The 24975-nt window shown below is 61.9% G+C and carries 32 protein-coding genes; 23 read left to right on the top strand and 9 right to left on the bottom strand.

The window, feature by feature from the left end; translation table 11 throughout:
- Positions 1–40: 40 nt before the first annotated feature.
- From I9018_RS06410 to recX, 17 genes are all read left to right on the top strand, one after another.
- Positions 41–793, top strand: coding sequence for a hypothetical protein (locus I9018_RS06410; protein WP_085599271.1), 753 nt, complete (start codon positions 41–43; stop codon positions 791–793).
- A gap of 11 nt (positions 794–804) precedes the next feature.
- Complete coding sequence (locus I9018_RS06415; RefSeq protein ID WP_053135617.1) at positions 805–1041, top strand: tail fiber assembly protein; 237 nt, start codon at positions 805–807, stop codon at positions 1039–1041.
- Positions 1042–1128: 87 nt separating this feature from the next.
- Positions 1129–1332, top strand: coding sequence for a hypothetical protein (locus tag I9018_RS06420; protein ID WP_022642635.1), 204 nt, complete (start codon positions 1129–1131; stop codon positions 1330–1332).
- A 2-nt stretch (positions 1333–1334) separates the two neighbouring features.
- Positions 1335–2501, top strand: a complete 1167-nt coding sequence (locus I9018_RS06425; RefSeq protein ID WP_022642636.1) for a tail protein — start codon at positions 1335–1337, stop codon at positions 2499–2501.
- Positions 2501–3007 carry a phage major tail tube protein gene (locus I9018_RS06430; protein ID WP_241109011.1) on the top strand — a complete coding sequence of 169 codons (507 nt, stop codon included), beginning with the start codon at positions 2501–2503 and terminating at the stop codon, positions 3005–3007. The genes I9018_RS06425 and I9018_RS06430 overlap by 1 nt, the downstream gene beginning before the upstream one ends.
- Before the next feature lie 247 nt (positions 3008–3254).
- Positions 3255–3824, top strand: a complete 570-nt coding sequence (locus I9018_RS06435) for a phage tail assembly protein (protein ID WP_068580526.1) — start codon at positions 3255–3257, stop codon at positions 3822–3824.
- Positions 3821–3946, top strand: coding sequence for a hypothetical protein (locus I9018_RS32690; RefSeq protein ID WP_022642640.1), 126 nt, complete (start codon positions 3821–3823; stop codon positions 3944–3946). Before I9018_RS06435 ends, I9018_RS32690 begins: the two co-directional genes overlap by 4 nt.
- Positions 3947–3952: 6 nt before the next feature.
- The gene (locus I9018_RS06440) at positions 3953–6451 is read left to right on the top strand and encodes a phage tail tape measure protein (RefSeq protein WP_241109012.1); all 2499 of its coding nucleotides are present in this window, start codon (positions 3953–3955) and stop codon (positions 6449–6451) included.
- Positions 6451–6834, top strand: coding sequence for a phage tail protein (locus tag I9018_RS06445; RefSeq protein ID WP_068580530.1), 384 nt, complete (start codon positions 6451–6453; stop codon positions 6832–6834). Before I9018_RS06440 ends, I9018_RS06445 begins: the two co-directional genes overlap by 1 nt.
- On the top strand, positions 6827–7039 hold the full coding sequence (locus tag I9018_RS06450; protein ID WP_022642643.1) for a tail protein X: 213 nt from the start codon (positions 6827–6829) through the stop codon (positions 7037–7039). Before I9018_RS06445 ends, I9018_RS06450 begins: the two co-directional genes overlap by 8 nt.
- A 9-nt stretch (positions 7040–7048) precedes the next feature.
- Positions 7049–8059, top strand: a complete 1011-nt coding sequence (locus I9018_RS06455) for a contractile injection system protein, VgrG/Pvc8 family (RefSeq protein ID WP_124345894.1) — start codon at positions 7049–7051, stop codon at positions 8057–8059.
- Between the two features lie 57 nt (positions 8060–8116).
- Positions 8117–8302, top strand: a complete 186-nt coding sequence (locus tag I9018_RS06460) for a Com family DNA-binding transcriptional regulator (RefSeq protein WP_241109013.1) — start codon at positions 8117–8119, stop codon at positions 8300–8302.
- A gap of 212 nt (positions 8303–8514) precedes the next feature.
- Entirely contained in the window at positions 8515–8697 is a 183-nt protein-coding gene (locus I9018_RS06465; protein WP_022642646.1) for a hypothetical protein, read from the top strand.
- 197 nt (positions 8698–8894) lie between these two features.
- Positions 8895–9257, top strand: a complete 363-nt coding sequence (locus tag I9018_RS06470; protein WP_241109014.1) for a hypothetical protein — start codon at positions 8895–8897, stop codon at positions 9255–9257.
- 113 nt (positions 9258–9370) lie between these two features.
- Positions 9371–9871, top strand: a complete 501-nt coding sequence (locus I9018_RS06475) for a CinA family protein (protein WP_241109015.1) — start codon at positions 9371–9373, stop codon at positions 9869–9871.
- A gap of 83 nt (positions 9872–9954) precedes the next feature.
- On the top strand, positions 9955–11007 hold the full coding sequence (gene recA, locus I9018_RS06480; RefSeq protein ID WP_068580539.1) for a recombinase RecA: 1053 nt from the start codon (positions 9955–9957) through the stop codon (positions 11005–11007).
- Positions 11008–11015: 8 nt separating this feature from the next.
- Positions 11016–11483 carry a recombination regulator RecX gene (gene recX / locus I9018_RS06485; RefSeq protein ID WP_241109016.1) on the top strand — a complete coding sequence of 156 codons (468 nt, stop codon included), beginning with the start codon at positions 11016–11018 and terminating at the stop codon, positions 11481–11483.
- A 38-nt stretch (positions 11484–11521) separates the two neighbouring features.
- Here recX and I9018_RS06490 read toward each other — a convergent pair whose 3' ends face one another.
- On the bottom strand, positions 11522–12640 hold the full coding sequence (locus I9018_RS06490; RefSeq protein WP_124345898.1) for a TIGR00730 family Rossman fold protein: 1119 nt from the start codon (positions 12638–12640) through the stop codon (positions 11522–11524).
- A 450-nt stretch (positions 12641–13090) separates the two neighbouring features.
- On the opposite strand from I9018_RS06490, the gene I9018_RS06495 reads away from it, so the two are divergent.
- The gene (locus tag I9018_RS06495) at positions 13091–13285 is read left to right on the top strand and encodes a hypothetical protein (RefSeq protein ID WP_124345899.1); all 195 of its coding nucleotides are present in this window, start codon (positions 13091–13093) and stop codon (positions 13283–13285) included.
- Here the strand turns inward: I9018_RS06495 and I9018_RS06500 are convergent, their stop codons facing one another.
- Entirely contained in the window at positions 13286–13711 is a 426-nt protein-coding gene (locus I9018_RS06500) for a quorum-sensing-regulated virulence factor family protein (RefSeq protein ID WP_068580547.1), read from the bottom strand. It lies immediately after the preceding gene.
- Positions 13712–13901: 190 nt separating this feature from the next.
- On the opposite strand from I9018_RS06500, the gene I9018_RS06505 reads away from it, so the two are divergent.
- Positions 13902–14612 carry a tRNA-uridine aminocarboxypropyltransferase gene (locus tag I9018_RS06505; protein ID WP_068580549.1) on the top strand — a complete coding sequence of 237 codons (711 nt, stop codon included), beginning with the start codon at positions 13902–13904 and terminating at the stop codon, positions 14610–14612.
- Here the strand turns inward: I9018_RS06505 and I9018_RS06510 are convergent.
- Positions 14596–15504: a DMT family transporter gene (locus tag I9018_RS06510; protein ID WP_241109017.1), complete on the bottom strand. Its 909-nt coding sequence runs from the start codon at positions 15502–15504 to the stop codon at positions 14596–14598. The two genes, I9018_RS06505 and I9018_RS06510, sit on opposite strands and share 17 nt — an antisense overlap.
- 237 nt (positions 15505–15741) lie before the next feature.
- Between I9018_RS06510 and erdR the strand changes: the two genes are divergently transcribed.
- Positions 15742–16392: a response regulator transcription factor ErdR gene (erdR, locus tag I9018_RS06515; RefSeq protein WP_241109018.1), complete on the top strand. Its 651-nt coding sequence runs from the start codon at positions 15742–15744 to the stop codon at positions 16390–16392.
- A gap of 68 nt (positions 16393–16460) precedes the next feature.
- Positions 16461–16829 carry a diacylglycerol kinase gene (locus I9018_RS06520; protein WP_176719838.1) on the top strand — a complete coding sequence of 123 codons (369 nt, stop codon included), beginning with the start codon at positions 16461–16463 and terminating at the stop codon, positions 16827–16829.
- Here I9018_RS06520 and I9018_RS06525 read toward each other — a convergent pair.
- Positions 16826–17752: a LysR family transcriptional regulator gene (locus I9018_RS06525; RefSeq protein ID WP_068580557.1), complete on the bottom strand. Its 927-nt coding sequence runs from the start codon at positions 17750–17752 to the stop codon at positions 16826–16828. The genes I9018_RS06520 and I9018_RS06525 overlap by 4 nt on opposite strands.
- Positions 17753–17871: 119 nt before the next feature.
- Between I9018_RS06525 and fpr the strand changes: the two genes are divergently transcribed.
- Positions 17872–18651, top strand: coding sequence for a ferredoxin-NADP reductase (fpr, locus tag I9018_RS06530; protein WP_003198368.1), 780 nt, complete (start codon positions 17872–17874; stop codon positions 18649–18651).
- 67 nt (positions 18652–18718) lie between these two features.
- Here fpr and tsaA read toward each other — a convergent pair whose 3' ends face one another.
- The 5 genes from tsaA to rimO all read right to left on the bottom strand — a co-directional run bounded on the left by tsaA (position 18719) and on the right by rimO (position 22662).
- Complete coding sequence (tsaA, locus tag I9018_RS06535) at positions 18719–19414, bottom strand: tRNA (N6-threonylcarbamoyladenosine(37)-N6)-methyltransferase TrmO (protein ID WP_241109019.1); 696 nt, start codon at positions 19412–19414, stop codon at positions 18719–18721.
- Positions 19415–19426: 12 nt separating this feature from the next.
- Positions 19427–19888 (bottom strand): DUF1456 family protein, encoded by a 462-nt coding sequence (locus I9018_RS06540; protein ID WP_068580561.1) that lies wholly within the window; start codon positions 19886–19888, stop codon positions 19427–19429.
- A 61-nt stretch (positions 19889–19949) separates the two neighbouring features.
- Positions 19950–20660, bottom strand: a complete 711-nt coding sequence (locus I9018_RS06545) for an rRNA pseudouridine synthase (protein ID WP_241109020.1) — start codon at positions 20658–20660, stop codon at positions 19950–19952.
- Positions 20661–20742: 82 nt separating this feature from the next.
- A complete protein-coding gene (locus I9018_RS06550; protein WP_068580565.1) occupies positions 20743–21216 on the bottom strand; it encodes a GNAT family N-acetyltransferase in 474 nt (157 codons plus the stop codon).
- A 108-nt stretch (positions 21217–21324) separates the two neighbouring features.
- Positions 21325–22662 carry a 30S ribosomal protein S12 methylthiotransferase RimO gene (gene rimO, locus I9018_RS06555; protein WP_124345902.1) on the bottom strand — a complete coding sequence of 446 codons (1338 nt, stop codon included), beginning with the start codon at positions 22660–22662 and terminating at the stop codon, positions 21325–21327.
- A gap of 297 nt (positions 22663–22959) precedes the next feature.
- Here rimO and I9018_RS06560 point away from each other — a divergent pair, with 297 nt between their 5' ends.
- The gene (locus tag I9018_RS06560; RefSeq protein WP_241109021.1) at positions 22960–24861 is read left to right on the top strand and encodes a potassium transporter Kup; all 1902 of its coding nucleotides are present in this window, start codon (positions 22960–22962) and stop codon (positions 24859–24861) included.
- Positions 24862–24975: the final 114 nt, after the last annotated feature.

The raw sequence follows: 24975 nt of genomic DNA on the forward strand, positions 1-24975 counted from the left end.
CGTTGTGAACAGTCGCAACGCAATCTAAGGAGTTAGGACTTTGAGTACAGAACAGCAACTGGCCGCGGTGGTAAACGCGGCGAACAACTTGACCAATACTGTCACGGGCAAGATCGGCGAGATCGACCAGGCCATTGCCAAGGCTCGCCAGCAATATGACTCGCAACTTGCGGATCTCCAGGGTCGCCTGCCACGCCTGGCCGTTACCAAGAACTTCACCCTTTTACCCAACTCGGCCGGGACACTGATCGACAACTGGGGCATTCATGCCCAGGTCACCACGACTCAACTGCGTGCCATTTCTTCGGTGTCCCAGGCGATGGGGCGCCCGGTTGCGGATGTCGACTTCATGCTGAAGGTGCAGGCGGATGTCCGGGAGCAGTATCCGAATTTCGATATCCGGGCATCGGACTATTGGCGCGGGGCGATCAACGTCTGGCAAATGAAATGGACCCAGATCGACTCCAGCCCCTGGTTGGCCTTTCCCTACGCCAGCGACCAGGCATTGGCGAACGGTGCCGCTGCGGTGCCGCTGAACACTTCGCTGACCCTGGGTGCTTTCGTGCGAGTGATTGAAGGGTCGATCGCTGGCGCCTGGAGTCACGGTGCCGAGAAGGGCAAATGGCGCTGGTGCTCGACCGTGATGTCTCCTTCGGCGTTGTTTGGAGCCTATTTCCACTTGCATCCAATGCGAACTTCGTCCAACGGACTGATTGAAATCATGCTGGCCGGTGCTTGCACCGGCGCGGTCACCAATCCAGGTGACTGGGGCACCATGCTGGCCATTAGCTAAGGAACAACACCATGAAACCTACCTTTGTACCTGCCGAGCTGCATCCGATCATCAAGTGGGAAATGATTCGCAAGGCGCGCGATGAAGACCTGGCCGCCAGTGACTATGCCGCCATGCCCGACTACCCCATGGGCGAAGCCAATCGTCCGGCGTTCGCCGCCTACCGCCAGGGGCTGCGGGATATTCCCGAGCAGGGCAGCGATCCGGATGCGGTCGCCTGGCCGGCCAAGCCGGAATTCCTCAAGTAACTCTTCCGCCGCGCAAGCGGTTTTTTTACGCCTGAACAAAGCCCCGTCCCGGGGTTTTTGCGTTTTTGTCTCTGGAGAAACATGCATATGGCTATCCGCCAGAAATACACCGTGCTCGTGCCATTCCCTACCGGTGGTGGGCACTGGTCGAGCGTCGGCGAAGAACTCGACCTGCTCGATGTCCAGGCCAGCGCGCTGCGCAGTGCCGGGCGCCTGGAGCTGACCAGCGTCCTCGCGGCGCAGACCCCATCCACCAAGGCCGCCAAGGCCGCGACCAAGAAGGCTGACTGACCATGGCTGAGGTTTTGAACTTCGAGCACAACGGCATTACCGTCAATGCCAGCGAATCCCCCGAGGCCATGGGTGGCCTGGGCGACAACGTCATCGGCCTGGTGGGCACCGCGCCCAACGCCCATGCCTCGCTGGCCAAGAACACGCCGATCCGCATCAGCAACTTCAGCACCCAGGCGTTGCTGGACCCCACCGGCGCCGAGGCCGGCACGCTGTTCCAGGCGGTGCTGCAGATCCTCAAGGTGGTCAAGGTGCCGGTCTACGTGGTGATCGTCGACGAGGGCGCGACCCCGGCCGACACCCTGAACAACGTGATCGGCGGCGACGAGGCGGTGACCGGGCGCAAGCTGGGCCTGGCGGCCCTGAGCAGCGTGCCCGAGGACCTGACCATCATCGGCGCCCCGGGCTTCACCGGCAGCAAGGCGGTGGCCGGTGAGTTCGCCGCGTTCGGCAAGCGCATCAAGGCGCGGGTGGTCCTCGATGGCAAGGATGCCTCGGTGGCCGACCAGGTGGCGTACAGCAAGGAACTGGGCGGCGCCGACCTGGGCTTCGACCGTTGCCTGGTGGTGCACAACCTGCCGGCGGTGTACTCCAAGGCGGCCAAGGCCAATGTGTTCCTGGCCCCGTCGAGCCTGGCCATCGCGGCCCTGGCCAAGGTCAAGCAGTGGGAGAGCCCGGGTAACCAGGTGACCTTCGCCGAAGATGTTTCGCGCAGCGTGGAATACAACATCCTCGACACCTCCACCGAGGGCGACCTGCTCAACCGCTACGGCATCAGCTACTACGCACGCACCGTGCTGGGCGGCTTCTCGCTGCTGGGCAACCGCTCCATCACCGGCAAGTTCATCAGCTACGTCGGCCTGGAGGACGCCATCAGCCGCAAGCTGGTCAAGGCCGGGCAGAAGGCCATGGCCAAGAACCTGACCAAGTCGTTCATGGACCAGGAGGTCAAGCGCATCAACGACTGGCTGCAAACCCTGGTGGCCGACGAGACCATCCCGGGCGGCAAGGTCTACCTGCACCCCGAGCTCAACAGCGTCGAGAAGTACAAGAACGGCACCTGGTACGTGGTCATCGACTACGGCCGCTACGCGCCGAACGAGCACATGATTTATCAACTCAATGCCCGCGATGAAATCATCGAGCAGTTCCTGGAGGACGTTCTCTAATGTTTACCAACCGAGTCAGACAGGCCATCGCGGCCACCCTGCAAGGCCTGCCGCTGTCGGCGACGGTGGAGGAGTTCACGCCACCGAAGATCGAGTTCGAGATGCAGGAAATGCGTGGTGGGCGTTTCATCGGCGAGGAAATGGCCAAGGGCGGCAAGGTCCTGGGGGCCAAGCTGGTGCTGCAGGGCGCAGGTCCGGAAATCATGCTGGCCCTGGGCGTCAGCGTGGGCGACGACATCCTGCTCAACGTCCGGGAAGCCGGGCAGGACCAGGACGGCAACACCTACTTCATCTACCACACCGTGGGCGGCAAGTTGAAGTCGCTGGAAGAGGCCCCGCTGAAGATGGGCGAGCAGCCCAAGACCACCCTGGACTTGAGCTGCCGTACCTACAACCGCCTGGAAAACGGCGTGCCGGTGATCGACGTCGATGTGCGCACCCAGAAGTTCATGCTCAACGGGGTCGACATCCTCGGCGCGGCGCGGCGTGCGGTGTTGCTGCCCTAAAAGGCGCGACCCTTCTGCCAATGCCAGTCAGTCAAGCGCGGTGATCCCCTGTAGGAGCAGCCAGTCGACGCTCGATTGCTCGCGAGGGGCGTTAAAGCCAGTGGATAAACCCAGCGCTCTGGCGTCCATCGCGGGCAAGCCTCGCTCCTGCAAGTTCCCCAACTGATCGGCATTGCCCTTCCATGCCTCCGGTGCCTGACGTGTTCTGCCGCCGGCGGCGTTTTTGTTTTTCCAAGGAATTGATCTTATGTCCTGGACACCTCCGGTCCATGTGCTGCTGGCGCCGATTACCGGCGACGATGGCAGCACCCTTGAGCGGATCACGCTCAAGCCTTTGTTCTACGCTGCGCAAAAAGACGCCCTGGCCCGTGCCGGGGATGATGAAGACGATCAGTTCTTCGCCCTGGCCAAGCTCGCCACGGGGCTGTCCGACAAGGAGCTGGACCAGCTCAAACGTCCGGACTACGTGAGCATTGCCCAGTACGTACACGATATGTCGACCCGTCCGACTTCCTACTTCTTGGAGCAGGACGAGCAGGCCGACCCGGACCAGGTACCGCTGCTGTTGCCGCTGGACCTGGCCGGCCAGGGCCGGACGTCGCTGACCCTGGAGATGCCAGCGCTGCGCGCGACCAGGGTGATGAAGAAACTCGCGACGCCCAAGGAACGGGCCGAGTTCATCACCGCCCATTGCACCGGCCTGATGATCCCGGACCTGGCCATGCTGACCGTGCCGGACTGGACCCAGTTGCAGGTGCGCATCGACGATTTTTTAAACAAACCGGCGGACTTCTTTCGCAGCGCGACATCGAAGTGATCCTCGATGTGGTGCCGCTGATCTACTCGGTGACCGAGGCCGAGATCCTGGAGTGGGACGCCGGCAAGGCAATGCGTCGCTACGACATAGCGATGACCCGCCTGGGCCTGAACAAGGAGTAGCGTGCGATGGCACAAGGTAACTTTTCCCTGAGGTTCGCCGCGGTGCAACAGGCTGGCGGATTGTCCGCCGATGTTGCAGCGACGTTGCGGTGGTCGGCCCCTTTGCCGGAGCGCGATGGCGCCCTTGGCGGCGGGCTCAGGCAGCTGGTTCGCGGGCAGGAACGACTGCTGGCGGTGGTCGAATCCCTAAGGGGCGTGCTGGTCTCCCAGCGTTCGTTGCTGATGACCCTCAATGACCGCCAGGTCCTGGCCGCACCTGCTGCGACGCAGCCAGCCAAGGCCTCGGTGCTGGACAACAAGCCCCTGAGCCATCTCAAGCCGGCCATCGGCCTGGATACCGCGATGGTGGAGCTCAAGCGGGTGCTGCCGCTGACCGCCGAGCAGCAGCGGCAGATGGTGGAGCAGCACATCAAGCTGGCCAACGAACCCTTGGTGGCGCCCACCGGTGCCACGGCCACCGACCTGGTGCGGGTCGGGCTGGCGGCGGCCAAGGCCGGGGTCGGCGTCGAGGGTTCGGGCGCTTCGGCCCAGTACCAGCCGCAGCAGGTGCTGGACTTTGCCCGGGATGCGGCGCTGGTCGGCTCCGGCCTGGAGTTGAAGGTCAAGCAGGCGGGGGACTTGCTGTTGGGCTGGCGCAGTGCGATGCAGCTCGACCGCGGCCAACGCCTGGACCTGGCCGATGCCACCCAGCACTTGGGCAGCGGGCTCAAGGTCTCGGCGGCGGACATCGGTTCGATCCTCGGCCGTTATGGTGGTAACGCCATGGCCGCGGGCATGAGCCCGGAACAAGCGGCCGCGCTGCTGGCCGCCTTGCTCAAGTCGGGGGCCGACCAGGCCAGTGCCGGAGTGGCATTGGCCCAGTTCAGCCAGGCCCTGGTCCAGGGTGACAAGGCCTCGCCGGAGCAGCTAGCGGCCTGGCGTGAGCTCAAGCTCGATCCACGAGCCGTGGCTCGCGATATGCAAACCCAGGCGCCGCAGACGATCCAGTCGGTGCTTGCGGCGTTGCAGGCGCAACCGGCCGAACGCCAGGGCGCCATCGCCGCGCAGCTGTTCGCCGACAATGGCGCGTTGCAGGCGCTGTTGCCACGCCTGGACGGGCTGGCCCAGGCCTTTGCCCTGGTGGCGGACAAGCCGCAGTACGCCAGCTCGCTGCGGGATGGCCAGGGGGCGGTGGCCAAGGCTGCCCAGGAGGCCGCGCAAACGCCCCAGGCCCAGTGGAACCGCCTCGATGCCCAGGTCGATGGCTTCAAGAGCTCCGTGGGTTCGGCGGTGCTGGCCGACTATGGCAATTCGTTGACCGGCGCTGGGGCGGTGCTGCAGAAGTTCGGCGAACTGGCGCAGATGTTCCCTCATGTGGCCGCTGCCTTGGCGGTCTCGGTGGCTGCGGTTTCGGCGCTGGTGAAGCTCAAGGGCCTCTACACCGATGTCAGTGACCTGTTCTCGTTGGGCAAGAAGCCTCGCGGGCCCCAACCTCCGGCGGGAGGGGCGGGTGGTGGTATTCGCTCACGGCTGGGCCCGGTGTTCTCGCGCATGGCGGGCACGGTTGCGAACCTGGCCGGCAGGAGCGCGGCCGCCGTGCAAGCGGCGGGCAGGGGGCTGGGCGCGGCGGTGTCTGGCCTCGGGACCCGATTGGCCACGATGACCCGGCAGGCTTCTGCCAGGGTGGCTGCCAGCGCCGGGCAGCTGTCATCGCGGTTGGCCGGCATGGTGTCGAACCTGGCTGGCAGGAGCGCGGCCGCCGTGCAAGCGGCGGGCAGGGGGCTGGGCGCGGCGGTGTCTGGCCTCGGGACCCGGTTGGCCACGATGACCCGGCAGGCCTCTGCCAGGGTTGCTGCCAGCGCCGGGCAGCTGTCATCGCGGTTGGGAACCGCGATGGCCGGGTTGGCCACCCGAGCGACAGCCATGGCGCGCCTGGCCGCTGAGCGGGTGGGTTCCACGATGGGCCGGCGTTTTTCCGGCGGGGCGCCGCGACTTCCAGGAGGGGCCGGGGGCAAGCTGATGGGCAAGCTATTCCGCCCCTTGAGCCTGATCGAGGCTGGAGTCGACCTGGTACAGGGCTGGCGCGAGGGTGACTCCGGCAAGGTCGGGGCCGCCGTGGGTTCGATCGGCGGTGGCTTGGCGGGCACGTATGCCGGGGCCAGCACCGGAGCGGCGATCGGCACGCTGATTTTCCCGGGTGTCGGTACTGCCATCGGTGGCCTGTTGGGTGGCGCCTTGGGTGGCCTGGCCGGCGGCGAAGCCGGTACCTGGCTCGGTGACAAGCTTGGGCGCCAGGCGGACCGCCTGGCCGCGCCGGCGGCGGTCAGCCAGAACCTGGCGGCAGCCCAGGCGGAGAACCGGCAGATCAACTTTGCCCCGGTGGTGCATATCCACGGCCAGGACCAGGCCAGCGCCCAGCAACTGGCCGACCGGGTGGTGCAGCAACTGCAAGCGCAGTGGCTGCCGCTGATGGGCGATTCACTGGCCGTGCGGCGTGGCGCGGCGTTGACCGATGGAGTGGCGTGATGAAACAACAGATGGCATTGGGAGATTTCATCTTCGGCCTGTCCCGCAGCTTTGCCTATGACTCCCTGGTGCGCACCACCGATGGGGGCTGGAAGCCCCTGAACATCCTGGTGAGCAAACCGCGCACCAACCAGGGCGGGCAGGGCCTGGAAACCTTGAAAATCACCGGCAAGGCCATGTACGGCGTGGCCATGGCGCGTCTGGACGAGTTGCGCGCCTTGCAGGCCCGCCGCGTGCCGCTGCCGTTGATCGACGGTGTGGGGCGCAACTGGGGGCGTTGGGTGATCAAGAGCGTCACCGAAACCCAGAGCTCGGTCATCGACGACGGTACGGCGATGCTGATCGATTGGGTGCTGGATCTGGAGGAGTTCGTCAATGCGTAGGGCTCGAAGCATCGCCGGCGATTCGGCGAACCTGTTGTTGTACCGCGAATTGGCCCGCAGCGACGACGAGGTCGAGGAGGCGTTCTGGCGCCTCAATCCCGGTCTCGCGGAGTTGGGGCCTGTGTTGCCGGCCGGAGTCTGGGTGCTGCTGCCGGAAGTGGAAGCGCGGCCGCGGGCGCTGGCGCCGGTTTCGGCCTGGGATTGAGGAGGCCACATGACACTTGGATTTACACCCGTGGTGGAGATCTACGGCGCCAACTCGGAGCTGATCATGCAGCGCTTGCTGGATTGGCAGCATGTGGATGCCGCGGGCATCGAGTCCGACCAGCTCAAGCTGACCCTGGATATCGAGGGCCTGGAGGGCCTGCCGAGCCTGGGCGGGAAGATCGGCTTGCGGGTCGGCTATCGGGAAACCGGGTTGGTGGACAAGGGCTTGTTCGTGGTGAACCAGCGCACCCCGTTGCTGTTCCCCATGCGCTTGAAGCTGGTGGCCACTGCCGCGCCCTTTGGCGCGGCCGATGAGAGTGGTTTCCGCCAGCGTCGCAGTGCCAGCCATGGGCCAACGACCCTGGGCGCACTGTTTCGCCAACTGGTCAGCCGCCATGGTTTTTCGCCCCGGGTGGCTCCGGAGCTCGAAGGCAAGGCCATCGAGCACATCGACCAGTCCAACGAGACCGACATGGGCTTCCTGACGCGCCTGGCTCGGCGCTACGACGCGGTCACCAAGCCGATCAACGGGCTCTATGTGCTGGCCCGCAGCGGCCAGGTCAAGTCCCTCTCGGGCAAGCCGCTGGAAGATGTGACGCTGAGCGTGACCCGTGACAACCGACCGGGGGACCGGGCCTTCATCACCGCCTCACTCGATGAGGAAGCACGGATGAAGTACAGCGGTTGCATCACGGCCTGGTGGGACGCTGCGGCAGGTCAGGAGCGGCGGGTGAGCTTGGGGATCAAGCCGTTCAAGACCTTACGCCAGCGGTATCAGAGCGAGGCCGAAGCGCGGGCAGCGGCGGAAGGCGAGATACGCAAGCTGGAGCGGGCGGCGCGCAAGGTCAACATCGACTGCCCGGGCAATCCCGCCCTGGCGGCCGAAGGCTTGCTGCTGCTGGACTCAAGCTGGCCGGGGTTCATGCAGGGGCGCTGGTCGATCGACAAGGTGACGGCCAGCGGCAGCCACGAGCAGAGCTATCGCTGCCTGGTCAACGCCAGTTGCCTGGGTGACTAGGGGGCGCGTGGCCTGGGCGTTGCGGGCCAGGACGGTTGAAATCAAAGGAGTTGAGAAATGCTCAAAGAATGCAGATGCGGTAGTTGCAAACGACTGCTCGCCCGGGTGGGCGAGTTTACGGAGCTCCAGATCAAGTGCTCGCGTTGCGGCACCTTGAATCATGTGAAGGGCTTGAACCTCGGGCGATCGCCTGGCATGGGGACGGCGGCCACCACGGAACAGGGGGCGTTCGAGCCCGGTTGAGCCTTCTCTCATCATCATGCGCCTTGGTGCGGCCGCGCCAGGGTGGTGACGAATGCTGTTTCCCAAGGCCCGTCGGCAGGGAAGTAGCTAGCTCTTTTGCACCGTAAACGGTCGGCAGGGCAGAGATCTGCCGGGTGCTTGACCGGGTGCAAAAAACTTCCCGGACAAGGGTGTCCGGGGAGACATTCAAATAGTAAGGAGAAACAAAAAAAATGGCTGAGAAATACATTTCGGTGACCGCGGTGAACGGTCAGGCGGCGCTGGTTTCCGTAGGCAGCGTTTCCAAGGTGATCGACCAGGGCAACTACCGGGTGATCTACCAGGGCTCGGACACCAACAACTACCAGGTCACCAATACCCTGGCTTCGTTGAAAGTGGCGCTGAACGCGGTGTAGGTGCTGTGGCAGGCAGCGTTGCGTGAAGCTTGGGAACTTCGTGCGATTGCCTTCGAGCGGCATGGATACGGAGTCTTCATGGGACACGCAATGCCCTGCATCGCGCACGAGCCAGAGAGCCTGGAGCTCCCCTCATCGCCCTTGAGCGACGCTTCTTGCGCAATCCTGCGCAGGACAATCGACTTCAAGGTGAAAAAATGGAAGCAGTTCCAGTGGGTAACCACTTCGTATCGATCTATCCGATTCCGGCCGGCATCACCACCATCGTGGATCCGGCCAAGAACACCCATGGTGTCACCCTTCGCACGGGGTACATCGCGCCATCCAACGGCGCTGTCGACCTCTACTGTGGCCAGGTGGCGCCGACAATGCCCGGCGACAGGACCGTGCCCATCATTTTCTCGGGCAATGGCAACAGCGCCGCCGGGTCGCATTCGGAAGTCGTGTTGCCCTATCCATTGTTCGTTCCTGCGGGTAAAGGGCTGTGGCTGGGTACTTCGGTGCCTGCCAGCACCCCACGACCCGCTGGCATTGCCCTAACCTGGGACTTCCTGGGTTGATCTGCCCCAGGGTCCTGGTCTCACGAGGGTGAGGGCCCTGGGACGGCGTGTCACTTGCAAGCCATGGGGCCTGGTGTAGGTTAGGCACATGCCCGCCTCATCAGGAGATCAATGTGAAAGAAATCACCCAGCTTGCCGCGGAACTTGGCCGTCGCCTGCAGGTTCTCAATGCCCACGTCAGTACGGCGGAGTCTTGCACGGGCGGCGGGATCGCCGAGGCCATCACCCGGGTACCGGGCAGCTCGGCCTGGTTCGAGGCCGGCTACGTGACCTATTCCAATCGCCAGAAGACCGAGCAATTGGGGGTGCCCACGGGACTTTTCGAGTCGGTGGGGGCGGTCAGTCGCGAGGTGGTGGAGGCCATGGCCCGTGGTGCCCAGGCTCGTAGTCGTGCGCGTTTTGCCGTGGCGGTCAGTGGCGTTGCCGGGCCGGATGGCGGTTCACCGCACAAACCCGTGGGCACGGTGTGGCTGGCCTGGGGCGTGGGGGATAGGCTGATTACCGAGTGCCGGCACTTTCCGGGGAACCGGGACGAGGTCCGCCGACAAACGGTGAAGGCCGCCCTAGAGGGGTTGCTGCAACATGCGGCGGCAGAAATCGCAAATCAGGGGTAGGCGATCCTCGAACGCTGTGGAATAATACTGGCTACTTATACAGGTGTTGGCCGTCAGGCCTTATTGATTACGTGAGGACTTTAATGGACGACAACAAGAAGAAAGCCTTGGCTGCGGCCCTGGGTCAGATCGAACGTCAATTCGGCAAGGGTGCCGTAATGCGTATGGGCGATCACGACCGTCAGGCGATCCCGGCCATTTCTACTGGCTCTCTGGGTCTGGACATCGCTCTGGGCATTGGCGGTCTGCCGAAAGGCCGTATCGTTGAAATCTACGGTCCTGAGTCGTCCGGTAAGACTACCCTGACCTTGTCGGTCATTGCACAGGCGCAGAAAGCCGGCGCCACTTGTGCGTTCGTCGACGCCGAACACGCCCTCGATCCAGAATACGCTGGCAAGCTGGGCGTCAATGTCGACGACCTGCTGGTTTCCCAGCCTGACACTGGCGAGCAAGCCCTGGAAATCACCGACATGCTGGTGCGTTCCAACGCGGTTGACGTGATCATCGTCGACTCCGTGGCAGCCCTGGTGCCCAAGGCCGAGATCGAAGGCGAAATGGGTGACATGCACGTGGGCCTGCAGGCTCGCCTGATGTCCCAGGCGCTGCGCAAGATCACCGGCAATATCAAGAACGCCAATTGCCTGGTTATCTTCATCAACCAGATCCGTATGAAGATCGGCGTGATGTTCGGTAGCCCGGAAACTACCACCGGTGGTAACGCCCTGAAGTTCTACGCTTCTGTTCGTCTCGACATCCGCCGTACCGGTGCCGTGAAGGAAGGCGACGAGGTGGTGGGTAGCGAGACCCGGGTCAAGATCGTCAAGAACAAGGTGGCTCCACCTTTCCGCCAGGCCGAGTTCCAGATCCTCTACGGCAAGGGTATCTACCTTAACGGCGAGATCATCGACCTGGGCGTGCTGCATGGTTTCCTGGAGAAATCCGGCGCCTGGTACAGCTACCAGGGCAACAAGATTGGCCAGGGTAAGGCCAACTCTGCCAAGTTCCTGCAGGACAACCCTGAGATCGGCAATGCCCTCGAGAAGCAGATCCGCGACAAGCTGTTGAGCGGTTCGCCGGACCTCAAGTCCAACCCGGTCAAAGAGACCGAAGACGACATGGCCGACGCTGACTTCTGATTGACTCCATGATCGCCGTACTCGATACCCTCGTCGCTGTGCGGCGAGCGGCAATGGACCTGCTCGCGCGACGCGAGCATGGTCGAGTCGAGCTGACGCGTAAACTGCGTCAGCGCGGCGCCCCTCCTGAAATGATCGACACTGCCCTTGACCGCTTGACGGAAGAAGGCTTGTTGTCTGAATCCCGTTATCTTGAAAGTTTCATCTCTTATCGCGCCCGTTCCGGTTATGGACCGATGCGGATCCGTGAGGAACTTGGCCAGCGTGGTTTACAGCGTGTTGATATCGAGCAGGCCTTGCGCGAGTGCGGAATCGACTGGCAAGAGCAATTGCGGGATGTCTGGCAGCGCAAGTTTTCCGGACAGTTGCCCGCAGATGCCCGGGAGCGTGCCAAGCAAGGGCGTTTCCTGGTTTATCGCGGATATTCCATGGACATGATCAACCGCTTGCTGAGTCGTCGCAGCCTGGATGATTGAGGCAGTGCCCACTGCAGGGTGCAGTGGGCGATCGCCGATCAGTTGACCTTGCTGGTTTCCCTTTCCCGTTGAGTTGGTCGGGGCTGATGCCTGGGCCCGTTTTCCGGCAGGTTGATAAAGTCGATCAACTCCCGCAGACGACCATTGTCCCGAGCGTTGAAGGCGAATGACAGTCGCGTCAGGTGACTGAACTGTGCCTCATCCTGTTCCTCAGGGTTGTAGACCTGTTGTTGGAACTGGCCACTCAGGCACAGATCGGCGAATTCGTCCTGCATGACGGCCAATGCTTGCTCATTGAGGGGGTGGTTCATGCGGATGACGAATTGCTGTTTGAGCCAGCGGCTGGAGTGGAAATTGGCATAGAACTGCTGGATTTCCTGCACCGCTTCTTCAGTGCTGTGTACCAGGCGCATCAACTTCATGTCGCTGGGCAGGATATAGCGATTGGCTTCCAGCTGGTCGCGGATGAAGTCCAGCGCGCCTTGCCAGAATTGCCCGCCAGGGGTATCCAGCAGCACCACCGGTACCAACGGGCTCTTGCCGGTCTGGATCAGGGTCAGCACTTCCAGGGCTTCATCGAGGGTGCCAAAGCCCCCAGGGCAGAGGACCAGCGCATCGGCTTCCTTGACGAAGAACAGTTTGCGGGTAAAGAAAAAGTGGAATGACAGCAGGTTTTCCGTCCCACCTACGGTCGGGTTGGCGTGCTGCTCGAATGGTAGGGTGATGTTGAAGCCCAGGCTGTGTTCCAATCCGGCGCCAGCGTGGGCTGCCGCCATGATGCCGCCACCGGCTCCGGTAATGACCATCAGGTCGGAACGAGCCAAGGCGGCTCCCAATTCCTTGGCCATGGCATACAGCGGGTGTTCGCTGGGGGTGCGTGCCGAGCCGAAAACGGTCACCTTGCGCCGCCCTTTGAACTGTTCCAGCACCCGAAAGGCATGTTCCAGTTCGCGCAGCGCCTGCAGGACGATCTTGGCATTCCAGCGATTGAGATCCTCTTCCGCCATGCGCAGGACAGTAAGGACCATATCGCGGTAGAGGGGGAGATTCGGGCTGTTGGGAGCAACCCGCTTGAGTTGTTCTTCGACCTGGCCTGTGAGGTCGACGCCGTTGCTTTGAAAATGACGGGCCAAGAGGTCATTCGTTTGGTAGGGCATTCAGCTTCTCCTTCTGCACAGAACCTTGCGCACGCTCGATATGTTCGAGCGCGCCACGACACTGCCTGTGTCGCTGCCTGCCTGGTCCAACGCACGAGCAGTGTTTCGAGCCGATCACCGGTGGTCGTTGGGTGTGCCCGGCTCATCCTCAGAGGTTCTGCTTTCCTTTATGTGAGAAAAACGTGCACTCAAGACTCAGGTGGCGGACTCCTGGGCCGCCGTTGGGCAGTTGATGGGAACCTTCGAACATGACTTGATCATGTCCCCATAAAGTCTTGGCTGGCAACCGTTTCTTGCTGGGTTTTCAAGGGATGAACGCCGCTTATCAGAACGGGCGGCAACCTTCTGAAGCTCTGATTTACTGAGCTGTAGCGCTTGGCTCGGGAGCGGTATCCGGGAGGCGGTCCAGGTCGCTCTTGTCGGTACAGGCCAAGGGCATGGAGGCGATGGATGACCACTGTGGTGCTGGAAATCGATCCACAGCTTTACCTGCTGTTGCAAGAAGCTGCGCTGGCCCATCGATTGAGCCTGGAAGAGGAGTGCCGGCGCCGATTGGCGGGAGAGGAGCGGCCCTCAAGATACCTGCAGGCCTTGGTAGCGGAGTTGCGCGCCGATGATCAACAGCGGCGCGCAACCCGTACATGATTATTTCTTCTTGGGTGCGCTCTGCGAAGGGCAGTCCGACTCTTGGAAACGCGCCGAAGCGACTGGACGGTTGGTTCGGTTCTCGGTGAACTCGTAGCGCATGACCGCGCCCTTGGCCATCAGCTTGCGATAGTTGGGGTTGCGGCAGACGCTGGCACCCAGTTGCAGGTAAACCGCCTTGGGGTTGGCGCGCATTTCGGCAGCATGCCCGGCCTGGACGCTGAGGTGGTTGATCAGCTCCTTGCCATCAACGGTATAGCCTTGATCGAGGATATTCTCGTTGATTTCCCGAGGAGTGCCGATGTTGCTCTCTTCTGCGACCTTCTCCAGCATCTTGCTCAGTTCGAACTCTTGCAGGGATGCGGCCTGGACGCCCAGGGGCAGGGCCAGCAGAAGGGCGACGGTAGGAATGGTAAAGCGCAACATGAAACTCTCCTGGTGCAGTGACTGATGCTTCGACCAGTCACTCGACTGTGCGTTCAGTGGCGACGGATTATAGGGGGAGAGTCGGGAAGGCGGTACAGGTTTGCATGGACGGCTCTGATAAACTTCTCGGACTTTTCTTTTCTCGAGTCATTTTCGTGTCGAATCTCTCCCTCCTTTGGTGCGGCCAGCAATGAGCCATGCGGTTTCCCGTTTGCGCGACCAGCGCATGGCTCGTGTGGTCAAGCCCTTTTTAGCCAGGGGTTCCCGGGCTGAGCGTTGCCCTCGTTGCCGGGTGATTCCCACTCATTGCCTGTGTGCCTGGCGGCCAAACGTCAGGAGCGATTCGGCCATGTGCCTGATCATGCACGATGTCGAACCGCTCAAACCGAGCAATACCGGTTGGCTGATTGCCGATGTGGTCACCGATACCTCGGCCTTTCACTGGTCACGTACCGAGGTCGATCCGCAATTGCTGGCTTTGCTCGCCGATCCGCAATGGCAGCCCTACATCGTGTTCCCGGGAGAGTTCGTGGCCCCTGAGCGAGTCGTCAGCGAGGTCAGCCGGGAAGAGGGCAAGCGTCCGTTATTCATCCTGCTGGACGCGACCTGGAGCGAGGCGCGGAAGATGTTCCGCAAGAGTCCTTATCTGGAGCACTTGCCGGTCTTGAGCCTTTCGTCCGAAAAGCTCTCGCGCTACAAGCTACGGCGTTCCAAGCGTGATGATCATTTCTGTACCGCGGAAGTTGCAGCCTTGTGCCTGGAGTTGGCGGGGGATGAGCAGGTCAGCCAGGTCCTGGATGCCTACCTTGATGTATTCAGCACCCATTACCTGTCAGCGAAGTTCCAGAAAGCGATCGACCCGGATGATGAGGTTCACACTCGACTCAAGCCTTTTGTGTAGGGCTGCCTGCCTGGGATGGTTTTTGTGGCCATAGCTGGGCAACCAGCATTCCGCTGAGCATCAAGGCGCAACCCATGTAGCCGCGCATTTGCAGGGACTCATCCAGCAACCAGGCTCCGGCGGTGGCGGCGAATACCGCTTCCAGGGACAGGATGATGGCCGCGTGGGAGGCGATGGCGTGCTTCTGGGCGATGACTTGCAGGGTGTAGCCGATGCCAACGGCAACGACGCCACCATAGAGAATGGCCGGACCGGCACCGACGATGGCCGGCCAATGGATCGGCTCAAGGCACAGGGCAAGGATCAGGCTCGCTGCCGAGCAGGTGGCAAATTGCAGGAAGGCCAGGCGGATCGGGTCATGCCGGCTGGCGAACAGGCCTACCAGGATCACGTGCCCACCCCAGACGAGAGCCCCGATCAGCTGCAACCAGTCTCCGGAGGCGACATGGAAACCCTCGCCGACACTCAGGAGGAACATGCCCACCACCGCCAGCACCGCCCCAAGCCAGGTGCCCAGTGCCGTCCTGTGGCCAAGCAACAGGCCCAGTAGCGGCACTACAATGACGTAGAGACCGGTAATGAATCCGGCATTGGTGACGCTGGTGAACATCAGCCCGACTTGTTGCAGGTTGATTCCCAGGGCCAGGGCCAGCCCCATGAGCATGCCCCCCCTTAATAGGCCCGGGGTAAGAAAGGGTTCGGCTGGGCGATCGGTTGCAGGCCTACGTAGCACCAGCGGTAAAAGGCAAAGTGAGCCCAAGGCAAAGCGCAAGCCGGAATAAAGGAAGGGACCGATGTGATTCATGCCGGAGGTTTGTGCGACAAAAGCCGAACCCCAGATCACTGCGGTAATCAGCATCAGGACATCGGCACGCAAGGCTTGGTTGCGCATGGGAGCTCTCTTATTAGTTAGCGGGCCAAGATGCCGCAAAGCTTGAAACTTGACCACCCCGGCTTCGCTGGGCATGCTTGGCGCCGGTTAGGGCGCCAGCGCTGTTTGAACCGCCTTTTTACTCAGGCTTTTCGCGGCGTTCTTGCTCTTTGGGTACCGCATTCTGGCGAGTACCCTGATTGTTTTGGCCTGGGCTGAATGTATCGGCCCAGCCATGAAAACAGGATCATCTGAAAAATGGCCACATACGAAATCCTGATTGCCGATGACCACCCGCTTTTTCGCAGTGCGCTGCACCAGGCCGTTACCTTGGGCCTGGGGCCTGAAGTGCGACTGGTAGAGGTGGCGAGCATCGCCGAGCTGGAAACCCGCCTTACCGAAAAAGCCGATTGGGACCTGGTCCTTCTGGACCTGAACATGCCCGGCGCCTATGGCTTTTCCGGGTTGGTGCTACTGCGAGGCCAGTACCCGCAGATTCCGGTTGTGATGGTCTCGGCCCAGGAAGAAGCATCCGTCATGGTCCGTTCCCGCGAGTTCGGTGCCAGTGGCTTCATTCCCAAATCCAGCTCCCTGGAGGTTATCCAGCAAGCCGTGCGCAACGTGCTGGATGGTGATGTCTGGTGGCCGCCGCAAGCCTTCGAAGAAGTCAGCGTCTCGGAAGAGGCCAAGGCCGCTAGCGAAGGCCTGGCGAGCCTGACGCCCCAGCAGTTCCGGGTTCTGACCATGGTGTGCGAAGGTTTGCTGAACAAGCAGATCGCCTATGAGTTGAGTGTGTCGGAGGCGACGATCAAGGCCCATGTGACCGCGATCTTTCGTAAGCTGGGGGTTCGTACCCGTACCCAGGCTGCTTTGCTCCTGCAACAACTTGAGTCAATTTCCGGTCATTGATCGGCGGTTCGTTCACGCTTTTTTGACTTTTGTTGAACTAGTTTCCTCACTCCTTCTTTTCAGTTGCTCTGCTTATGTCGCCTTTCAAAGGTCAAACCGGTCTTAAACGTATCCTCAATGCCGCAGGCTATTCCTTCGATGGCTTGCGCGCGGCTTTCACAGGCGAGGCGGCCTTTCGGCAGCTGGTACTGCTCAATGTGATCCTCGTCCCCCTGAGCTTCCTGCTCAACGTCAGCCGGGTCGAAAGGGCGTTGTTGATCGCCGTGTGCCTGCTGGCGCTGATCGTGGAACTGCTCAATTCGGCGGTAGAAGCGGCCATCGACCGGATTTCCCTGGATCGTCACCCCTTGTCGAAGAACGCCAAGGATATGGGCAGCGCCGCGCAGTTCGTCGCCCTGAGCATGATCACGATCGTCTGGGCGGTCATCCTGATCTAGGGAATGCTTGGCAGGACGATCTCGTCGCTGCGTCGCACGCCTGCCGTGAACGAACGGCACAGCTCCAGGAACTCACGCATGGCCGAGGTCTGGTATTTCTGCTTGTGCCAGATGAAGTAGAACTGCCGGGCCAGGTCCAGGCCCGGTGTCTCCACCGGTACCAGGCTGCCGCGACGAAACGCATCGCGCAGCGCCAGCCGGGAAATACAGCCAATCCCCAATCCTGATTCCACGGCGCGCTTGATGGCCTCGGTGTGTTCGAGCTCCAGGCGAATATTCAGCGCACTACGGTGGTGACGCATGGCCTGGTCGAAGGTCAGGCGTGTTCCCGAACCCTGCTCGCGAAGGATCCAGGCTTCGCGAGTCAGCTCCTCCATGGTGGCGTGGCCGCGTTTGGCCAAGGGGTGTTGCGGTGCGCAGAACACCACCAGCTCGTCCTCGACCCAGCTTTGCACTTCGATGTCCGGGTGATTGCAGTCGCCCTCGATTAGACCCAGATCAATTTCGTAGTGGGCAACCTGTTGCACGATATGCGCAGTGTTCTGCACATGGAGCTTGACCTGGCTCTCCGGGTGCACCTGCATGAAGCTGCCGATCAACAGGGTTGCCAGGTAGTTGCCGATGGTCAGGGTCGCGCCCACCGACAGCGAGCCGAAGCCGGACTTGCCATTGAGCAGGTCTTCGATTTCCTTGGCCTGGTCCAGCAGCGCCACGGCCTGGGGCAGCAATTGCTTGCCCAAGGCATTGAGACTCAGGCGCTTGCCCGCCCGGTCGAACAATTGGCAACTGGACTGGCGCTCGAGTTCGGTGATCGAGGTACTCGCCGCCGATTGCGACAGGGCCAATAGCCCGGCAGCCCGGGAAACGCTCTCTTGCTGGGCGACGGCGACGAAGACTTGGAGTTGACGGATAGTGAATCGCATATCGATATAACCGATAACCCTTATCTTAATAATCCAGTTAACAGATATTGTCGCCGCCATTAGAATGCTGTGCAATTGCGCTCATGGTCAGCGCAGGCAATTTCTAGGAGTCCCCGTACATGAGCAACATGAACCACGAGCGTGTCCTCAGTGTTCATCACTGGAACGACACTCTGTTCAGCTTCAAGTGCACCCGCGATCCGGGCCTGCGCTTCGAGAACGGTCAGTTCGTGATGATCGGCCTGCAACAGCCCAACGGCCGTCCGCTTATGCGTGCCTACTCCATTGCCAGCCCGAACTGGGAAGAGCATCTCGAATTCTTCAGCATCAAGGTTCCTGACGGTCCGCTGACTTCCCAGCTGCAGCACCTGAAGGAAGGCGACGAGATCATCATCAGCAAGAAGCCAACCGGTACCCTGGTACTGGATGACCTGAAGCCAGGCAAGCACCTCTACCTGCTCAGCACCGGTACCGGCCTGGCACCGTTCATGAGCGTAATCCAGGATCCGGAAACCTACGAGCGTTTCGAAAAAGTGATCCTGTGCCACGGCGTACGCTACGTCAATGAAGTCGCCTACCGCGAGTTCATCACCGAGCACCTGCCGCAGAACGAGTTCTTCGGCGAGGCCCTGCGCGAGAAGTTGATCTACTACCCCACCGTGACTCGCGAACCGTTCGAGAACGAAGGCCGCCTGACCGACCTGATGCGCAGCGGCAAGCTGTTCCGGGATATCGGCCTGCCGCCGATCAACCCTCAGGACGACCGCGCCATGCTGTGTGGCAGCCCGAGCATGCTGGATGAAACCAGCGAAGTGCTCAACAGCTTCGGCCTGACCGTCTCGCCACGCATGCGTGAGCCAGGCGACTACCTGATCGAGCGCGCTTTCGTCGAGAAGTAAGCACCCGTATCAGATAAAAAGCCCGCGTTGCCTTTCCAGGCAACGCGGGCTTTTTTGTTTTCGGGTTTCAGTTGGCGGGCACGGCTTCCAGCACCCGGATTAGCCCCGGCTCGGGGTAATGCCAACGTACGTCCAGGTCCCAGAACTGGGCGCCGTATTCTCGCTCGGGGCCGGGTGTCTGGTAGGCCGGGCGAGGGTCCTGGGCCAGGCATTGCTCGATCAGCTCCACCAACGGTTCCTGAAGTCGCAGGGCGTGCATCTTCGCCTGCTCCAATGCCTGGTCTTGCCATTGCACTGGAATGAGCTGCGGCGTGGCGCTGGCGATCTCGTTGTAGGCCCCGCTGACGATGTCGGCATAGGGCACGTAGGGCTTGATGTCCAGGATGGGCGTGCCATCGAGCAGGTCGATGCCGGAAATCCACAGGCGTCCCGCTTCGACCTTGTCCAGCTTGACCACCGACTGGCCGATGCCATTGGGCCTGTGGGTGGCTCTTGTGGCGAAGACGCCCATGGACTTGTTGCCCCCGAGGCGCGGTGGGCGCACCTTGAGCCGGGGTTTGTCTTCCAGGGCCTGGTGGAACAGGAATAGCAGCCAGACGTGGCTGACCTGCTCCAGGCCCTGCACCGCCTCACCTTGATCGAAGGGCGCCACCAGTTCCAGTACGCCGCGGGCTGCCGGGGCCAGTTGCGGTTGGCGTGGAATGGCGAACTTCTCCTTGAAGCAGGAGCGCACGAAGCCGATGGGGGAGACGCTGTAGGCCATGGTCCGGGAAGCTCAGCCGCGTACGCGCAGGGTCAGGCCCTTGAGGAAGTTGCGCAGCAACTGGTCGCCGCAAGGACGGTAGTTGTTGTGGCCGAACTTGCGAAACAGTGCGCTCAGCTCGGGCTTGGATACTGGGAAGTTGGCAGCCTTGAGCACAGCGTGCAGGTCATCTTCCTTGAGTTCGAAGGCGACGCGCAGTTTCTTCAGGATGATGTTGTTGGTCACTGGCAGTTCGACAGGCAGCGGCGGGCGGCTTTCGTCCTTGCCCCGCTTGAAGATCACCAGGCCATCGAGGAAATACGCCATGACCTCGTCAGGGCAATGCACGAAACCTTCTTCCTCGTCTTTCTTCAGGTAGCTGACGATCTGTTCCAGGCTGACGTCGAAGCCGGTGAGCTTGATGATCTCGACGACTTTCTTGTCGCTGATATCGAGCATGTAGCGCACGCTGCGCAGTACATCGTTATGAATCATGTTGGGGTCCTGGTCTATGCGCATGGAGCGCCCGCGCAAGGGCACGGGGCAGGGAAGGCGTTCAGAATTTCTCTTTGGTCGACAGGTAGCGCCACTGGCCCAATGGCACCTTGCCAATGGACACGCCACCGACACGAATACGGCGCATGGCCACGACCTTGAGGCCGACGGCCTGGCAGAGCAGGGCGATCATCCCGGGCTGAGGGTTCTTCAGGGCGAATCGCAGGCGGTTTTCACTCTGCCAGCTGGCTTTCACCGCAGGCAGCTCGCGACCCTTGTAGCTCAGGCCGTGGCTCAGGCGATTGAGGCCATGCTCGATCATTTGCCCGGACACCTCCACCACATACTCCTGCTCGATCCTGGCGGCATCGGCGGTGAGCTTGCGCAGCACTCGCCAATCCTGGGTGAACACCAGCAGGCCACTGGCGTCCGCCTGCAGGTCCTCACTGGCGCTCAGGCGCACGAAGTGCCCACGCAGCGGACGCTTGCCGAAGCGGTGTTCATCCGACAGGCTGGCGGCATTGATCGAGAGCCGGGCGCTGTCCAGATCCTGGCCAGCCGGTACGTTGAGCAGGATGGTGATCGGTTCCGGTGCCGTGGCTTTGGCTTCGGGGTCTAGCGCTACCTTTTGTGTTCCGACCTTGAACTGTGGCTCATCGATGACTTCACCATCCACGGTGACCCAGCCACCTTCGATGAACAGTTCGGCCTCCCGGCGGGAGCAGCCAACCAGTTCGATAAGGCGTTTGGAAAGGCGAATCGGGTCAGTCATGACGCAAACCATTGCAAAAGAGGGCGACTATTGTACCTGCCTGGCGTCGCTTAATCGCGAGTCCATTTGCGGGCTGTGGCCATTAGCCGCGTCCGACCTGCAACTGCGCAGGTTTCAGGCGCATGTGCAGCAGGGGATAGGGCTGGCCCATGCCGTCCTGCGCCGAACGCCCGACGATCTCGAAGCCCTGCTTGAAGTAGAAGCCCAAGGCCTGGGGGTTCTGCTCATTGACGTCCAGTTGCCGGGCATTCAGGTGCTCCACGGCATAGTTCAGCAACTGTCGCCCCAGGCCCAGGCCGCGGTGGGCGGGATGGATGAACAGCATCTCGACCTTGCCTGCCGCGACGCCGGCGAAACCGGTGATGCGTTGCCGCTGGTCGCGAGTGCAGATCAGCATCACGGCATCCAGGTAGCGGGTCAGCACCAGCTTTCGCAGTTGCTCGATGTAGCTGTCGGGAAGAAAGTCGTGGGTGGCGCGTACGGAGGCTTCCCAGACCTGGGTCAGTTCTGCGTAGTCACTGAATTTCGGAGTCTGGATGACCGAATGTTGGCGCATGCCGCCTGCTCCTGGGTTAAGGATTGACGCGTAGTCCAGAGCAAACGATAGACCTAAAAAAGCCCCGCATCTCGTCGCGAGAGCGGGGCTTGGCAGTTTTTTTACGCCTTACAGGATCTGGGCCCAGAGATCGTACTCGTCGGCGTCGGTCACCCGGCAGCGGACTTTGTCGCCCGGCTTCAGGTGGCTGGCATTGTCGATGAACACGTTGCCGTCGATCTCCGGGGCATCGAAGAAGCAGCGGCCTACGGCGCCTTGCTCGTCGACTTCGTCGATCAGTACTTCGATTTCCTTGCCGACGCGCTGTTGCAGGCGCGCCGAGCTGATTTCCTGCTGGTGCGCCATGAAGCGCTCCCAACGATCCTGCTTGACGTCGTCCGGCACCACTTCCAGGTCCAGGTCGTTGGCCGGGGCGCCTTCTACCGGCGAGTACTGGAAGCAGCCGACGCGGTCCAGCTGGGCCTCGGTCAGCCAGTCCAGCAGGTACTGGAAGTCTTCCTCGGTTTCGCCGGGGAAACCGACGATGAAGGTGGAGCGGATGATCAGCTCGGGGCAGATCTCGCGCCAGGCCTTGATGCGGGCCAAGGTCTTGTCTTCGAAGGCCGGGCGCTTCATGGCCTTGAGCACTTTCGGGCTGGCGTGCTGGAACGGGATGTCCAGGTACGGCAGGATCTTGCCGGCGGCCATCAGCGGGATCAGCTCGTCGACGTGCGGATACGGGTAGACATAGTGCAGGCGGACCCAGACGCCCAGGGTGCTCAGGGCTTCGCAGAGTTCGGTCATGCGGGTCTTGACCGGTGCGCCGTTCCAGAAACCGGTGCGGTACTTGACGTCGACGCCATAGGCGCTGGTGTCCTGGGAAATCACCAGCAGTTCCTTGACCCCGGACTTGACCAGGCGCTGGGCTTCGTCAAGCACGTCGCCCACCGGGCGGCTGACCAGCTTGCCGCGCATCGACGGGATGATGCAGAAGCTGCAGCTGTGGTTGCAGCCTTCGGAAATCTTCAGGTAGGCGTAGTGCCGTGGGGTCAGCTTGATACCTTGTGGCGGCACCAGGTCGATCAGCGGGTTGTGGTCCTGCTTGGGCGGTACCACTTCATGCACGGCGCTGACGACCTGCTCGTACTGCTGTGGTCCGGTTACGGCCAGCACGCTGGGGTGCACATCACGGATATTGCCTTCTTCCACGCCCATGCAGCCGGTCACGATGACCTTGCCGTTTTCCTTGATCGCTTCGCCGATCACTTCCAGGGATTCGGCCTTGGCCGAGTCGATGAAGCCGCAAGTGTTGACCACCACGACGTCGGCGTCCTGGTAGGTGGACACCACGTCATAACCTTCCATGCGCAGTTGAGTGAGGATGCGCTCGGAGTCGACCAGAGCCTTGGGGCAACCCAGGGAAACGAAGCCGACCTTGGGGTTGGCTGGCGCAGTAGGGGTGGACATGTCTAACCTCGGTATAGGTGTCTGGCCGCTCGGCGATCTGGATGGATGCGCTGGCGGTGAACGGGCGCTTTGGGCGCCTCTGATCAAAAAGTGCGCAATTCTAGCGATGAGCAGCGCACTTGACCAGCTTTATGCGGGGAAATACGACGAGTGCTGCGCTATGCTTCGCGCCGTTGCATGCATGAGAATTCTTGCAGTCAATCAAACGTCTGTAACAACAAGTAAAGCCGCACATGCTGCAATACCAAAGCATAGCGTTTCATTCTAAAAAGCCGGGTCTGGAATCAGGAGTATTGGATGGGTCAGGCAAGTAGTCAGGCGGCGGGCGCCGAGCATTCGGCCGCACGGCCGTTGAGCATGCTGGTCGCCGCGGTAGGGGTGGTTTATGGCGACATCGGTACCAGCCCGCTCTATACCCTCAAAGAAGTCTTTTCCGGCAGTTATGGTGTCCAGGTCAACCACGATGGCGTATTCGGCATCCTGGCGCTGATCTTCTGGTCGCTGGTCTGGGTCGTCTCGATCAAGTACGTGCTGTTCATCCTGCGCGCCGACAACCAGGGCGAGGGCGGGATCATGGCCCTGACGGCATTGGCCCGTCGGGCATCGGCGTCGTATCCGCGACTGCGTTCGGTGCTGGTGATCCTTGGCCTGATCGGCGCCTCGTTGTTTTATGGCGACAGCATGATTACCCCGGCGATCTCGGTGCTCTCGGCGGTCGAGGGGCTGGAGCTGGCGTTCAGTGGCCTGGAGCATTGGGTCGTGCCGTTGGCGCTGGTGGTCTTGGTGGCACTGTTCCTGATCCAGAAGCACGGTACCGACCGCATCGGCAAGCTGTTCGGTCCGGTGATGGTGGCCTGGTTCCTGGTCCTTGGGGGCTTGGGTATCCACGGTATCGCCCAGCATCCGGAAGTGCTGCAGGCGTTGAACCCGGTATGGGCCGTGCGCTTCTTCATGTCCCATCCGGGCATGGGCGTGGCGATCCTGGGGGCCGTGGTACTGGCCCTGACCGGTGCCGAGGCGCTGTATGCCGACATGGGCCACTTCGGGCGCAAGCCCATTGCCCGGGCCTGGTTCGCCCTAGTGCTGCCGGCGCTGGTACTGAACTACTTCGGCCAGGGCGCTTTGCTGCTGGAGAACCCCGAGGCCGCGCGCAACCCGTTCTACCTGCTGGCACCGGGCTGGGCCCTGATCCCGCTGGTGGGGCTGGCGACCCTGGCCACGGTGATCGCCTCCCAGGCGGTGATATCCGGGGCCTTTTCCCTGACCCGCCAGGCCATCCAGCTGGGTTACATCCCGCGGATGTATATCCAGCACACTTCCAGCGCCGAGCAAGGACAGATCTACATCGGTGCGGTGAACTGGTCGCTGATGGTCGGGGTGATCCTGCTGGTGCTGGGCTTCGAGTCCTCCGGCGCCCTGGCCTCGGCCTATGGCGTGGCGGTGACCGGCACCATGCTGATCACCAGCATCCTGGTGTCGGCGGTGATGCTGTTGCTGTGGAAGTGGTCGCCGGTACTGATCATGCCGATCCTGCTGGGCTTCCTGCTGGTGGATGGGCTGTTCTTCGCCGCCAACGTACCGAAGATCGTCCAGGGCGGTGCCTTCCCGGTGCTGGCGGGGATCGTGCTGTTCGTCCTGATGACCACCTGGAAACGCGGCAAGGAGCTGTTGGTGGATCGCCTGGACGAAGGGGGGCTGCCATTGCCGATCTTCATCGGCAGCATCCGCGTGCAGCCACCGCATCGGGTACAGGGCACCGCGGTGTTCCTCACTGCTCGTCCGGATGCCGTGCCCCATGCCTTGCTGCATAACCTGTTGCACAACCAGGTGCTGCATGAGCAAGTGGTGTTGCTGACGGTGGTCTACGAGGATATTCCGCGGGTGCCGACCCAACGCCGGTTCGAGGTGGACTCCTACGGCGAAGGCTTCTTCCGGGTGATCCTGCACTTTGGTTTCACCGACGAGCCGGATGTGCCCGAGGCCCTGAAGCTGTGCCACCTGGACGAGCTGGACTTCAGCCCGATGCGCACCACCTATTTCCTCAGCCGCGAGACGGTGATCGCCTCCAAGCTGGTGGGCATGGCCCGCTGGCGCGAAGTGCTGTTCGCCTTCATGTTGAAGAACGCCAACGGCAACCTGCGCTTCTTCAAGCTGCCGGTGAACCGGGTGATCGAGCTGGGAACCCAGGTCGAGATCTGAGGCCGCCCAAACAAAAAGCCCCCGCCTGGCTCAGTGTAGGAGCGAGGCTTGCCCGCGATGGACTTCAGAGCGCTGCGTTTACCCAGTAGACACGCGCTACGACCATCGCGAGCA

This window comes from Pseudomonas sp. MPFS, assembly GCF_022537035.1.
Taxonomy (GTDB): domain Bacteria; phylum Pseudomonadota; class Gammaproteobacteria; order Pseudomonadales; family Pseudomonadaceae; genus Aquipseudomonas; species Aquipseudomonas sessilinigenes.